12 protein-coding genes and 5 tRNA genes are annotated in these 12,711 nt (G+C 55.1%); 1 reads left to right on the top strand and 16 read right to left on the bottom strand.

Annotation, left to right across the window (positions count from 1 at the left end; genetic code table 11):
- The 11 genes from rihA to miaB form a co-directional block, all read right to left on the bottom strand.
- On the bottom strand, positions 1-933 hold the full coding sequence (gene rihA, locus KGP26_RS07780; protein WP_218519705.1) for a pyrimidine-specific ribonucleoside hydrolase RihA: 933 nt from the start codon (positions 931-933) through the stop codon (positions 1-3).
- 104 nt (positions 934-1,037) lie between these two features.
- The gene (locus KGP26_RS07785; protein ID WP_021179998.1) at positions 1,038-1,763 is read right to left on the bottom strand and encodes an amino acid ABC transporter ATP-binding protein; all 726 of its coding nucleotides are present in this window, start codon (positions 1,761-1,763) and stop codon (positions 1,038-1,040) included.
- Positions 1,763-2,437, bottom strand: a complete 675-nt coding sequence (gene gltK, locus KGP26_RS07790; RefSeq protein ID WP_059200136.1) for a glutamate/aspartate ABC transporter permease GltK — start codon at positions 2,435-2,437, stop codon at positions 1,763-1,765. The genes KGP26_RS07785 and gltK overlap by 1 nt, the downstream gene beginning before the upstream one ends.
- Positions 2,437-3,177 carry an amino acid ABC transporter permease gene (locus KGP26_RS07795; RefSeq protein ID WP_021179996.1) on the bottom strand — a complete coding sequence of 247 codons (741 nt, stop codon included), beginning with the start codon at positions 3,175-3,177 and terminating at the stop codon, positions 2,437-2,439. Before KGP26_RS07795 ends, gltK begins: the two co-directional genes overlap by 1 nt.
- Before the next feature lie 208 nt (positions 3,178-3,385).
- Positions 3,386-4,282: an amino acid ABC transporter substrate-binding protein gene (locus KGP26_RS07800; RefSeq protein ID WP_021179995.1), complete on the bottom strand. Its 897-nt coding sequence runs from the start codon at positions 4,280-4,282 to the stop codon at positions 3,386-3,388.
- 363 nt (positions 4,283-4,645) lie between these two features.
- Entirely contained in the window at positions 4,646-6,175 is a 1,530-nt protein-coding gene (gene lnt / locus KGP26_RS07805; RefSeq protein WP_223665253.1) for an apolipoprotein N-acyltransferase, read from the bottom strand.
- Between the two features lie 7 nt (positions 6,176-6,182).
- Positions 6,183-7,061 carry a CNNM family magnesium/cobalt transport protein CorC gene (corC, locus tag KGP26_RS07810; RefSeq protein WP_021179993.1) on the bottom strand — a complete coding sequence of 293 codons (879 nt, stop codon included), beginning with the start codon at positions 7,059-7,061 and terminating at the stop codon, positions 6,183-6,185.
- A gap of 81 nt (positions 7,062-7,142) precedes the next feature.
- Entirely contained in the window at positions 7,143-7,616 is a 474-nt protein-coding gene (gene ybeY, locus KGP26_RS07815) for an rRNA maturation RNase YbeY (RefSeq protein WP_021179992.1), read from the bottom strand.
- Positions 7,613-8,668: a PhoH family protein gene (locus KGP26_RS07820; RefSeq protein WP_021805324.1), complete on the bottom strand. Its 1,056-nt coding sequence runs from the start codon at positions 8,666-8,668 to the stop codon at positions 7,613-7,615. Before KGP26_RS07820 ends, ybeY begins: the two co-directional genes overlap by 4 nt.
- A gap of 224 nt (positions 8,669-8,892) precedes the next feature.
- Complete coding sequence (locus KGP26_RS07825) at positions 8,893-9,228, bottom strand: zinc ribbon domain-containing protein YjdM (protein WP_021179990.1); 336 nt, start codon at positions 9,226-9,228, stop codon at positions 8,893-8,895.
- Positions 9,229-9,322: 94 nt separating this feature from the next.
- Positions 9,323-10,747, bottom strand: coding sequence for a tRNA (N6-isopentenyl adenosine(37)-C2)-methylthiotransferase MiaB (gene miaB / locus KGP26_RS07830; RefSeq protein WP_021805323.1), 1,425 nt, complete (start codon positions 10,745-10,747; stop codon positions 9,323-9,325).
- A 176-nt stretch (positions 10,748-10,923) separates the two neighbouring features.
- Here miaB and ubiF point away from each other — a divergent pair, with 176 nt between their 5' ends.
- A complete protein-coding gene (ubiF, locus tag KGP26_RS07835) occupies positions 10,924-12,105 on the top strand; it encodes a 3-demethoxyubiquinol 3-hydroxylase (RefSeq protein WP_223665254.1) in 1,182 nt (393 codons plus the stop codon).
- An 89-nt stretch (positions 12,106-12,194) separates the two neighbouring features.
- Here ubiF and KGP26_RS07840 read toward each other — a convergent pair.
- From KGP26_RS07840 to KGP26_RS07860, 5 genes are all read right to left on the bottom strand, one after another.
- Positions 12,195-12,269 (bottom strand) — tRNA-Gln (locus KGP26_RS07840).
- Between the two features lie 18 nt (positions 12,270-12,287).
- Positions 12,288-12,364: transfer RNA gene (locus tag KGP26_RS07845), tRNA-Met, on the bottom strand.
- Between the two features lie 35 nt (positions 12,365-12,399).
- A tRNA-Gln gene (locus KGP26_RS07850) sits at positions 12,400-12,474 on the bottom strand.
- Positions 12,475-12,516: 42 nt separating this feature from the next.
- A tRNA-Gln gene (locus KGP26_RS07855) sits at positions 12,517-12,591 on the bottom strand.
- A 29-nt stretch (positions 12,592-12,620) separates the two neighbouring features.
- Positions 12,621-12,705, bottom strand: a tRNA-Leu gene (locus KGP26_RS07860).
- Positions 12,706-12,711: the final 6 nt, after the last annotated feature.

Here is a 12,711-nt window from a genome sequence, read left to right on the forward strand (position 1 = left end):
TTAATAACGTGAAACACACTCGACCATCAGATCGATAAAGGCCTGGCGGTTGATATGGGTCAACACCTCGACGTTCGCCGGTTTACCGTTTTGGCCAAACTCATCCACTACCGTCATGCCCACGGTGTAGTGACCTTGGGTCTCCACACCCACCCACAGCTCACGGCTTTCAAACAACTCCGGGGCCAGCAGCCAGGCGATGGTGCAAGGATCGTGCATGGCGGCACCCGGCAGGCCGCGCGGGTGGCTGAGATACAACGGCAGGTAGAAATCGAGCATGCTGGCTACCGCTGCCGCTACCGGATTATTAATGCTACGGATGCGCTCGATATCCTGTGGTAACACCAATGCCTGATGGGTGACGTTCAACCCGGCCATGGTTAGGGGTACGCCGGATTGCAGCACAATTTCGGCCGCTTCCGGATCGACGTAGATATTGAATTCGGCCACCGGCGTGGTGTTGCCAGCATTCAGCCCACCGCCCATAAACACGATGCGTTCAATCTTGCTTTTCAACTCTGCGTGCTGTGACAGCAGCAAGGCAATATTGGTCATCGGGCCGGTGACCACCAGCGTAATCGGCTCTGGGCTGGTACGTAGCAGATCGGCAATTAACTCGACCGCAGTTTGCTTGACTGGCTGAAAATCCGGTGCTGGCAAATGGGTGTTGCCCATCCCGGTATCACCGTGCACGTAGTCGGCAATGACCAGATCGCGCATCAAGGGCTTGGCGGCACCGCCAGCGACCAGGACATCTTGCCGTTGCATCAGCGTCAGCAGGCCGAGTGCGTTATGCAGGGTTTTTTGCGGTGTCTGGTTACCGGCGGAAGTGGTGACGGCTTTAACATCCAACGTAGGGGCACGTAGCGCCATGGCAAGGGCAATAGCGTCATCAAGGCCTGGATCACAATCGATAATAATAGGGCGGGACATCACTTTCTCCTTCAGCGTTATCATTATGCTTTGAGGATCGGGGGAAAGTGCGAAAGAAACAAGCACTATTGATGCGCCCTGGGGGGCAGGGCGCATCTGGTAAATCAATGCAGGATTTTGGCCAAAAAGTCTTTGGCACGTTCTGACTGCGGGTTGTTGAAGAAGTCATCCTTATTAGTGTCTTCCACAATCTTCCCTTCATCCATAAAGATCACCCGATGGGCTACCTTACGGGCAAAGCCCATTTCGTGGGTCACCACCATCATGGTCATCCCTTCCTGCGCCAGCTTGACCATTACGTCCAACACTTCGTTGATCATTTCTGGATCGAGCGCGGAGGTGGGCTCATCAAACAGCATGGCGATCGGATCCATACACAGCGCACGGGCAATCGCCACGCGCTGCTGCTGGCCACCAGAGAGCTGCCCTGGGAACTTTTCGGCATGTGCCGACAGGCCCACGCGCTCCAGCAGCTTCAAGGCTTTATCGCGTGAGGCGGCCTTGTCGCGCTTGAGGACTTTGACCTGCGCCAGCGTCAGGTTTTCAATGATCGACAGGTGAGGGAACAGTTCAAAATGTTGGAACACCATCCCCACTTTGGAGCGTAGTTGCGCCAGGTTGGTGCTCTTGTTGTTGACCTGAATACCGTTAACCTCGATATCGCCTTTCTGGATCGGCTCCAGCCCGTTGACGGTTTTAATCAGGGTCGATTTGCCTGAGCCGGAAGGACCGCAGACCACCACCACTTCGCCTTTTTTGACTTCGGTGGTGCAGTCGGTCAGAACCTGAAAGTGACCGTACCACTTAGAAACATTTTTCAGGGATATCATCAAACAGTCCTTTTCTTCAAATAGCTTACCAGCGCCGAGGCGGCGAGACTGATAACAAAATAGACCAAACCGGCGAACAGGATCATTTCCACCTGTGTACCGTCACGCTCACCAATGGTTGACGCGGTGCGGAAGAAGTCGGCCAGGCTAAGTACGTACACCAGCGAGGTATCCTGGAACAACACGATCCCTTGGGTCAGCAGCAGCGGCACCATGGCGCGGAACGCCTGCGGCAAGATCACCAGCCGCATCGATTGCCACTGGGTCATGCCCAACGCCAGTGAGGCAGAGGACTGACCGCGCGAGACGCTTTCAATGCCTGCCCGGATAATTTCCGAGTAGTACGCGGCTTCAAACAGCGAAAAGGCTACCATAGCCGAGATAAGGCGAATATCGGTTTTCGGTGACAGCCCAAGAACTTGTTGTAATAAGCTTGGAACCACCAGATAGAACCAGAGCAGCACCATCACCAGCGGTACGGAGCGGAACAGGTTGACGTACAGCGCCGCAAACCAGCTGATCGGCTTGATCGACGACAGGCGCATCACCGCCAGAACGGTGCCCCAGAGGATACCGAACACAATAGCCGTCACGGTAATTTTCAGCGTGACGACCAGCCCCTGCAGCAGATACGGGAAGCTTGGGACAATCGATCCCCAATCAAATTGGTACATTATTTACTCCCCATATGGCCAGGTAACTGCACTTTCTTCTCGACAATACGCATAAACAGCATGATGACCGCGTTGATAGCGACATAGGCGAGGGTGATGGCAGTAAAGGATTCATAGGCGTGTGCGGAGTAATCCAGCAGCTTCCCGGCCTGAGCGGCCATATCCACCAGCCCGATGGTTGAGGCAATGGCGGAGTTTTTGACCAGGTTGAGCATTTCCGAGGTCATCGGTGGCACGATCACTCGATAGGCGTTGGGCAGCAGCACATAGCGATAGGTTTGTGGCAGCGTCAGGCCCATGGCCAGCCCGGCAGCCTGCTGGCCGCGGGGCAGGGATTGGATTGCGGCACGCACCTGCTCGCAAACGCGCGCAGCGGTAAACAACCCAAGGCACAGCATGGAAGAAACAAAGAATTGCACGTTGGGATCGAGCTCGCTCTTGAACCACATGCCGATATCGGCTGGCAGCAGCTCCGGCATCACCAGATACCAGGTAAAGAATTGCACGATTAGCGGCACGTTACGGAACAGTTCGACGTAACAGGTACCTAGTGAGGAGAGAAAACGGTTGGGCACGGTACGCAAGATACCGAACAGTGAACCGACAAAGAAGGCAATAATCCACGCACAGACGGAGAGGGCGACCGTAACCTGAAAGCCGGACCAGATCCAGCCTAGGTAGGTGGTATTCCCAAACGGGGCCTGCTGCAGAAAGATACCCCAGTTCCAATCTATTGACATAACTAACTCCGGCAAACAGGTGCAAAACACCTTACAAACCTTACAACTTGATGACCGTGCAATCGTGGCGCATGCCAGTCAGGCTGGCTTTTTGGTGTGCCTTGAATCGTGTCTAGGAAAGAATGCGGGAGGGGAACGGCCTCCCGCATACCTGTCTGTCCTATTACGGTCATCTACAGCAGCCAGCTTGGCTGGCTTGATTTTTTTATTAGTTCAGTGCTTTGTCGTTCGGCTCTTTAAACAACTGCTTCATGTCGTCGGACAGATCGAAGTTCATGTTGAGGTTTTTTGGTGGGATTGGCTGTTTGAACCAAACCTCAAACCATTTGGCTGCCTGGCCAGAGGTCTGAGCTTGAGCGATAGTGTCATCCACCAGCTTTTTGAACTGTGGATCGTCTTTACGCATCATACAGCCGTAGGCTTCTTTGGACTGTGGAGTGGCAACGATTTCCCACTGATCCGGCTGTTTGGCCTTGGCGCGCTCGCCCGCCAGCAGGGCATCATCCATCATAAACGCCACTGCACGGCCACTTTCCAGGGTGCGGAAGGAATCGCCGTGGTCTTTGGCACTGATGATGCGCATTTTCATCTGATCTTTGTCGTTCAGCTTGTTGAGCAACACTTCGGAAGTGGTGCCTGAAGTGACGACCACGGCTTTACCGGCCAGATCTTTAAAGTCTTTGATGTCGGAGCCTTTCTTGACCAGCAGACGGGTACCGACGACGAAGATGGTATCAGAGAAGGCAGCCTGTTTCTGGCGCTCGAGGTTGTTGGTGGTCGAGCCACACTCAAAATCGAAGGTGCCGTTTTGCAACAGTGGAATGCGGTTTTGCGAGGTGATCGGCAGCATTTTCACCTGCAGATTGGGCTCGTTCAATTTCTTCTTGATGGCATCAACGATTTGGTTGGAATAGTCCTGGGAGTAACCCACAACTTTCTGCTGATTATCGTAGTAGGAGAACGGAACTGAGGATTCACGGTGGCCAACAACAATCACGCCGTTATCTTTGATTTTCTTCAGCGTACCGGTCAGTTCTTCCGCATGGGCTACGCTACTCGCCATCCCGATCAGCAGTAACGATAACGCCAATTTGCGCATTTGCATGGTCCAACTCCTGTGCTGTTGTGATTGCCCGCACTCAGGGAGGGCGGGTTAATACGGCTGAGCTATAAAGATAGTCCTAATGCCGATTTACGATAGAAAATAACCGATTGTGAACAAGATGAAACTAAGTTGTTTCATTTTTTGAGACATCACGCGCACCAAATGAATGCAATAAACCCCTGATGCACCACCGAGGTGCGAGACTTGCGCTGGAGTTGTGCACGGATGCGACAAGATGTCAGTTAAAGTAAATCAGCAACGTTCTACAGGGTAATTAAAGCAAGGAGCATGCCAGAAACATCAGAAGGGAGGGGGCAACAAGAAATGAAGAGGGCACGGTAAGGCACCGTGCCCAACGAGAACTTATCTGCGGCGCCAGCTAATGAGCAGCGCGATGCCACCCAGCAGCACGGTGATGATCCACACTGGCGCAGAGCCAAAGCGGGCATATGGCGTGATGCCGGTAGTGGGTGTCACCTTCACTTCCAGCACTTTGCGGGTGAACTGTGGGATGGATGCCAACACTTCGCCGGTTGGGCCAACGACGGCGGTGATACCGTTATTGGTGCTACGCAGCAACGGCCTGCCCAGTTCCAATGAACGCATACGCGCCATTTGGAAGTGCTGCCATGGGCCGATGGAGTGGCCGAACCAGGCATCGTTGGACACGGTCAGCAGGAAGTTGGTATCCGGGCGGAAGTTATCGCGCACCTGCTGGCCCAGCACGATTTCATAGCAGATGGCTGCCGTCAGGTTATAACCGCGTACGCTGAGCTGTGGCTGCACATAGTTACCACGGCTGAACGAGGACATCGGCAGGTCGAATAACGGAGCCAACGGGCGCAGCAGCGTTTCCAACGGCACAAACTCACCAAAGGGCACCAGGTGATGTTTGTCATAGCGATTGGCTGCCGGGTAGCTGTAAGGCTGTTCCTCGCCAAGCACGATCACGCTGTTGAAGAACTGCGTGCCTTGCTGGGTAGCGCGAGCGTCCACGATACCGGTGATCAGGCTGCTGTTCTTGGCGCGCATCAGATCGTCCATCATGGTCAGGAAACCGTTCTGATTGCTCTCAACATCGGGAATGGCGGACTCCGGCCAGATGATGATAGGCACTTTGCCCATCAACGGACGGCTCTCATCCAGATAGGTTTGCAGCGTACTGAGCAACGCCTTCGGATCCCACTTCATCGACTGCTCGATATTGCCCTGCACCATGGCGACGTTCACCGCTTTATCCGGCTGCGGCGTAAACCAGTGGATCTGGCGCAGCGGCCACGGCAGCAACAGCATGGCGATAGCAATGACCGCCGGGATGATGCGCCGCTGATTGAGGGCAAACACCAGCAGGCCGCTGAGGGACATCAGGATCAGCGTGATCGCATCCACGCCGAGCAATGGCGCAATGCCTTTTAGCGGACCGTCGATCTGGGTATAACCAAATTGCAACCAGGGGAAACCGGTCAGCACCCAACCGCGCAGGAACTCGGTCAGTTGCCATAGCGCCGGGGCGGCAATGGCCAGCCGCCACCAGGTGGTACGTGGCCAGATCCGCGTCAGTAAACCGGCGAACAACCCGGTATACAGCGAAAGATAGGCGGCCAGCAGCACGACCAGGAAGATATTGATGGCAAACGGCATACCGCCGAAGTCGGCAATGCTGACGTAAACCCAGTTCACGCCGCTACCGAACAGCCCCATACCCCAGCAGAAACCGAGCAGGGCGGATTGTTTGGTCGTGCGGTTGAGGGTTACGGCCAGCAGGCCGCACAGCGAAACAATCGCTGCAGGCCAGATATCGTAAGGGGAGAAGGCCAGCGTGCCACAGGCACCGGTCAACAGCGCCAGCAGGGCGCGAACCCGCTGGCGATCAAGTAATGAGGCTTTAGCCATGGATAAGTTATTCTTCCAGTTTCGGTTGCGGGGCGTCGTCCGGAATTTTGACATGGACCTGGATAATACGTCGACTGTCGGCCATCGCAACTTTAAATAGGTAACCTTCGATTTCAATGGTTTCCCCGCGCGCAGGCAGGTGGCCGAAGGCTTGCATCACCAGACCGCCGATGGTGTCCACCTCATCGTCGCTGAAATGGGTGCCGAAGGTGTCGTTGAAGTCTTCGATCGGCGCCAGCGCCCGCACGGTGAACATGTGGCGGCTCAGTTGGCGAACGTCACGATCTTCCTCATCGTCATATTCGTCCTCAATTTCTCCGACAATCAGCTCCAGAATATCTTCGATGGTTACTAGGCCAGAGACACCGCCAAATTCATCAATGACAATCGCCATGTGATAACGCTGGGAGCGGAACTCCTTGAGCATCCGGTCAACCCGCTTGCTTTCCGGTACCACCACGGCGGTACGCAGCACCTTGTCGATGCTGAACGGCTCAGAGTCCGCGCGCATAAACGGCAGCAGGTCCTTGGCCATCAGAATGCCTTCGATGTGATCTTTATCTTCGCTGATCACCGGGAAGCGCGAGTGGGCGGATTCGATAATCACGTCCAGGCACTCTTCCAGCGTTTGGTTACGCTTGAGCGTCACCATCTGGGAGCGCGGGATCATGATGTCGCGCACGCGCTGTTCGGCGATATCCATCACGCCTTCCAGCATGTCACGGGTATCGGGATCGATCAGGTCGTTTTGCTCGGAATCACGGATCAGCTCTACCAGATCGCCACGGTTTTTGGGTTCACCGTGGAACAGCTGGTTAAGGATAAGAGTAAAGAACCCCTTCTTGGGACTGGGGCTGTCATTGCTTTGTGAATGGTCGTCGCTCATGGCGTTTTAGTTAATATCACTCTATTGAGTTATCAAAATTAGCGACAGCCCCAATCGGGGCTGCGGGGTGCTCAGCTAACATCAGGTGGGATCTTTTTCCGCGAGGTAAGGGTCTGGGTAACCCATCTCCTGCATTATCTCGGTTTCCAAAGATTCCATTTCTTCGGCTTCATCGTCTTCGATGTGGTCATACCCTAGCAGATGAAGGCTACCGTGAACAACCATATGCGCCCAGTGTGCTTCCAGCGCTTTCTGTTGCTCAACCGCTTCCTGTTCAACCACTTGACGGCAAATAATCAAATCACCCAACAGCGGCAGTTCGACTTCCGGCGGTGCCTCGAACGGGAATGATAACACGTTGGTCGGCTTGTCTTTACCACGATAGGTCAGATTCAGCTCATTGCTTTCCGCCTCATCCACCAGGCGGATGGTGACTTCGGCCTCTTCCTGAAACTGTGGCAATACCCCTTCCAGCCAGCGCTGGAAGGTGGCTTCATCCGGCAATCCTTCACTGCTGGCGCAGGCAATTTGTAAATCCAGAATAACCTGGCTCATGGTGTTTCCTGTTCGGAGGCAACCGGTGCCTCACGTCTACGTTGTTCGGCGATGGCGTCTTTGCGTTTTTGTTCGGCGGCTTCCCAGGCTTCATAGGCGACCACCACACGGGCCACTACCGGGTGGCGCACCACGTCTTCGCTGTGGAAGAAGTTAAAGCTGATCTCTTCCACCTCAGACAGCACTTCCACCGCATGGCGCAGGCCGGATTTCTGATTACGTGGCAGGTCGATCTGGGTCACGTCGCCGGTGATCACCGCTTTCGAGTTGAAACCGATACGCGTCAGGAACATCTTCATCTGTTCGATGGTGGTGTTCTGGCTTTCATCGAGAATGATAAAGGCGTCATTCAGCGTACGGCCACGCATGTAGGCCAGCGGCGCAACTTCGATCACGTTACGCTCGATCAGCTTTTCCACGCGCTCGAAGCCCAGCATTTCAAACAGGGCGTCATACAGCGGGCGCAGATACGGATCGACTTTCTGGCTCAGATCCCCCGGCAGGAAGCCCAGTTTCTCGCCAGCTTCAACCGCCGGGCGGGTCAGCAGGATACGCCGGATTTCCTGGCGCTCCAGTGCATCTACCGCAGCCGCAACCGCCAGATAGGTTTTACCGGTACCCGCCGGGCCAACGCCAAAGGTGATGTCATGGGCGAAAATATTGGCGATGTATTGCGCCTGGTTCGGCGTGCGGGGCTTCACCATGCCGCGCTTGGTCTTGATGGTGACCGATTTGCCGTAATCCGGCACGCTCTCTGCCACCTGCTCCAGCACCCGGCTCTCTTTGATGGCCAGGTGGATCTGTTCCGGATCGATATCTGGGGTCACGCCACGGATCGGCGCGGTATCCACATACAGATGGCGCAGAATATCGGCGGCGGCAACCACGCACAGGTTTTTACCGACCAGCTTGAAACGGTTGTCACGGCGGTTGATTTCAATCCCCAGCCGACGTTCGAGTTGTTTGATGTTGTCATCAAACGGGCCGCACAGGCTCAACAGGCGTTGGTTGTCTGCGGGCTCCAACAGGATTTCTTGTGTTGCGACGTTCAAACGATTCCTCAAGGCTCAACAGGGCCTGGTTGATGTCACGTAACGCGATTTCAGCGCGGGCATTCAGGGCAACCCCCGAACAGCTCTACCCTGAATTATTCATGGTGTACCGCACTGGCGCAAGTTTACCTCTGATCTATCTGTGCGCAGCGAAGGGAATTCAAGGGGGGAGGGGGCAGAATTGGGCCAAATAGTTTGGCCCAACAGCAGGTTAACAGCGGAAATCAGCTCTTCTTCACAAATTCGGATTTCAGCTTCATCGGGCCAAAGCCGTCGATTTTGCAATCGATGTTGTGATCGCCTTCGACCAGGCGGATGTTCTTCACCTTGGTGCCGATCTTCAACATGGAAGAGCTGCCTTTGACCTTCAGATCCTTGACCACGGTCACCGCATCGCCATCGGCCAGCAGGTTACCGTTGGCATCTTTGACAATCAGGGTATCGGCATCTTCAACGGCCGCGCTGTCGCTCCACTCATGGGCGCACTCAGGGCAGATGAACAGGGCGTTATCCTGGTAGGTGTATTCGGAATTGCACTTCGGGCAGTGTGGGAGTTGCATTATTGTGTCGCCTCATAATCAAAATAAAAAAACAAAATTACCGGACAATGACTGCCCGGCAGAGAAAAAGGAAAATGCCAAGGTGGCGGGGCGATCAGGGTTGGTAGCTACCGACGCCCAGCTCATCTTCCTTACGGGTACGTGCAATCACCGCTTGAGGGGATTGGTGCACGCGCAGTTCCATCTGCTGTTCGGTGCGGACCAGGGTACCGCGCAGAGAGTTGGTTAACACTTCAGTAATTTCGACGTCGACGAACTGGCCGATCAAATCTGGGGTGCCCTCAAAGTTGACCGTCCGGTTGCATTCGGTGCGGCCAGAGAGTTCCATCACGCTCTTGCGTGAGGTGCCCTCGACCAGAATACGCTGCACGGTGCCCAGCATACGGCGGCTGAATTGCATCACCTGCTGGTTGATCCGTTCTTGCAGCAGATACAGTCGCTGTTTTTTCTCTTCCTCACTGACGTCGTCAACCATGTCTGCCGCCGGAGTGCCGGGGCGCGAAGAGTAGATAAAGCTGAAGCTGGTGTCGAAATTCACCTGGGCAATCAGGTTCATGGTCTGTTCAAAGTCGGCCTGGGTTTCCCCTGGGAAACCGACAATGAAATCGGAGCTGAACTGGATATTGGGCCGAGCCTGACGCAGCTTGCGGATAATCGCTTTGTATTCCAGCGCCGTGTGGGCGCGTTTCATCATGGTCAGAATGCGATCTGAACCGCTTTGTACCGGCAGATGCAGGAAGCTGACCAGCTCGGGCGTATCTTCATACACCGCGATAATGTCATCGCTGAACTCAATCGGGTGGCTGGTGGTAAAGCGGATGCGATCGATCCCGTCGATGGAGGCCACCAGGCGCAGCAGTTCGGCAAATGAGCAGATGCCGCCATCAAAGGTTGCGCCACGATAGGCGTTGACGTTCTGGCCCAGCAGGTTCACTTCACGTACGCCTTGGGCGGCAAGCTGGGCAACTTCGAACAGCACATCATCGCTTGGGCGGCTGACTTCCTCACCGCGGGTGTAAGGCACCACGCAGAAAGTACAGTATTTGTTGCAGCCTTCCATGATCGAGACAAAGGCGGTTGGCCCGTCGGCACGGGGTTCCGGCAGGCGGTCGAACTTTTCGATTTCCGGGAAGCTGATGTCCACGATCGGGCTATGCGAACCGCGCACGTGGTTGATCATCTCCGGCAGGCGGTGCAATGTCTGCGGGCCAAAAACGATGTCAACGCAGGGCGCGCGCTGGCGCAGATGTTCCCCTTCCTGTGAAGCAACGCAGCCGCCGACGCCAATGATCAGATCGGGGTTGTTCTTTTTCAGTTGCTTCCAACGGCCCAACAACGCGAAAACCTTTTCCTGCGCCTTCTCGCGGATCGAGCAGGTATTGAGCAGCAACACATCCGCTTCTTCAGCGTTTTCAGTCCACTCGAAGCCGTGTGTGCTTCCCAGTAAATCTGCCATTTTCGATGAGTCGTACTCGTTCATCTGGCAGCCCCAGGTTTTGATATGTAGTTTTTTCGTCATTGACTTGCCATTACTCAGTGCGGAGAGAAAGTTGCGTTACGCGCCATGCAGGAAGGCCATTGTAATCATTTGGCGCGCTGGTGACCAGCGGAGTGGCAGTAGCATGCGACCTGAAGCCAGATTAAAAATCCGGTACACTGAACCAAGATGCCCTTTTAACCAAAAGTATAGCCAAAATGAACACTTCACAAAAATGCTTTGATGCCGTGGTGGTTGGCGGTGGGATGGTGGGAGCCGCTGCCGCACTGGGGCTGGCTCGCGCCGGGTTATCGGTCGCTTTGTTAGAGCATGAGGCTCCCGATACGTTCGATCCCCAAAGCCCGCCGGACCTGCGGATCTCCGCTATTGGCTGCACCTCCGTTGGCTTGTTGCAGCAGCTTGATGCCTGGCCTGCGGTGTTGCAGATGAGATCGGCACCCTACCGCAGGCTGGAAACCTGGGAATGGGAGTCATCACGGGTGGCGTTTGATGCTGCAACGCTAGGACTGCCAGAACTGGGTTTTATGGTCGAGAACCGTATTTTGCAGCTCGCGCTATGGCAGCAGTTGGTACAGTGCGAGAATTTAACGCTGTACTGCCCTGCCAGGCTGCAGGCGATGCATCGAGCCGATGACCAATGGCAGGTGACATTAAGCTCGTCAGAGGCCATACAGGCGCGTTTGGTGGTGGGTGCCGACGGTGCTCACTCACAGGTGCGCAAGTTGGCGGCGATTGGCACCAGCGGTTGGCAATACCGTCAGTCTTGCATGTTGATCACCGTGGAAACCGATCAACCGCAGCAGGATGTGACCTGGCAGCAATTCCTCCCCTCTGGTCCACGCGCGTTTCTGCCGTTGTACGACCAGTGGGCAACGCTGGTGTGGTATGACAGTCCGCAGCGTATTCGCCAGTTGCAGGCGTTACCTATGGCGCAACTCGAACAAGAGATTGCGGCGGCTTTCCCCTCCCGCTTGGGCACGGTAAAGGCTCATGCCGCCGGATCATTCCCGCTGGTGCGCCGTCACGCGCAACGCTATGTGCAATCCGGGCTGGTGCTGCTCGGCGATGCTGCGCATACCATCAACCCGCTGGCCGGGCAGGGGGTGAACCTTGGCTATCGCGATGTGGATGCGTTACTGGAGATCGTGGCCGACGCCCGTGAGCATGGAGAGGATTGGGCGAGTGAAGAGGTGCTGATGCGCTATCAGCGCCGTCGTCGTACCGATAACCTGCTGATGCAAAGCGGCATGGATCTGTTTTATACCGCGTTCAGCAATAACCTGGCTCCGCTGGGCGTGGCGCGCAATCTGGCGTTGATGGTGGCGGAAAGGGCGGGCAAGTTGAAAGAGCGGGCGCTGAAGTATGCATTAGGTCTGTGATGACATGGGGCGCCGAATGTTGCGCCCATTTATCCAAACGTAGAAACGCAGAAAAGCAAAAAGCCCGCCGAAGCGAGCTTTTCTAAATTTGGCTGGGGTGCCAGGATTCGAACCTGGGTATGCTGGTATCAGAAACCAGAGCCTTACCGCTTGGCGACACCCCAAATGTAAAACAGACAGCATGGTGGCTACGACGGGATTTGAACCTGTGACCCCATCATTATGAGTGATGTGCTCTAACCAGCTGAGCTACGTAGCCATTTACTAATCTTTGTGACTTTCAATTGCGTTGTATGGCTGGGGTACCTGGATTCGAACCAGGGAATGCTGGTATCAAAAACCAGTGCCTTACCGCTTGGCGATACCCCAATAACACAATCAAATTGTTACAGCGCCCCATCCTGAAAAAGATGGCTGGGGTACCTGGATTCGAACCAGGGAATGCCGGTATCAAAAACCGGTGCCTTACCGCTTGGCGATACCCCACCTGCTGCATGCACGACGATGAAAGAAAATGGTGCGGGAGGCGAGACTTGAACTCGCACACCTTGCGGCGCTAGAACCTAAATCTAGTGCGTCTACCAATTTCGCCACTCCCGCAAAAAA

The sequence above is a fragment of the Serratia sp. JSRIV002 genome, from assembly GCF_019968725.1.
Taxonomy (GTDB): Bacteria; Pseudomonadota; Gammaproteobacteria; order Enterobacterales; family Enterobacteriaceae; genus Chania; species Chania fonticola_B.

Bases quoted from the DNA above. Each gene is read 5' to 3' on its own strand.
- lnt (WP_223665253.1), bottom strand. From the start codon at position 6,175: ATGGCTAAAGCCTCATTACTTGATCGCCAGCGGGTTCGCGCCCTGCTG.
- ybeY (WP_021179992.1), bottom strand. From the start codon at position 7,616: ATGAGCCAGGTTATTCTGGATTTACAAATTGCCTGCGCCAGCAGTGAA.
- KGP26_RS07800 (WP_021179995.1), bottom strand. From the start codon at position 4,282: ATGCAAATGCGCAAATTGGCGTTATCGTTACTGCTGATCGGGATGGCG.
- KGP26_RS07795 (WP_021179996.1), bottom strand. From the start codon at position 3,177: ATGTCAATAGATTGGAACTGGGGTATCTTTCTGCAGCAGGCCCCGTTT.
- miaB (WP_021805323.1), bottom strand. From the start codon at position 10,747: ATGACGAAAAAACTACATATCAAAACCTGGGGCTGCCAGATGAACGAG.
- rihA (WP_218519705.1), bottom strand. From the start codon at position 933: ATGTCCCGCCCTATTATTATCGATTGTGATCCAGGCCTTGATGACGCT.
- KGP26_RS07825 (WP_021179990.1), bottom strand. From the start codon at position 9,228: ATGCAACTCCCACACTGCCCGAAGTGCAATTCCGAATACACCTACCAG.
- ubiF (WP_223665254.1), top strand. From the start codon at position 10,924: ATGAACACTTCACAAAAATGCTTTGATGCCGTGGTGGTTGGCGGTGGG.
- gltK (WP_059200136.1), bottom strand. From the start codon at position 2,437: ATGTACCAATTTGATTGGGGATCGATTGTCCCAAGCTTCCCGTATCTG.
- corC (WP_021179993.1), bottom strand. From the start codon at position 7,061: ATGAGCGACGACCATTCACAAAGCAATGACAGCCCCAGTCCCAAGAAG.
- KGP26_RS07785 (WP_021179998.1), bottom strand. From the start codon at position 1,763: ATGATATCCCTGAAAAATGTTTCTAAGTGGTACGGTCACTTTCAGGTT.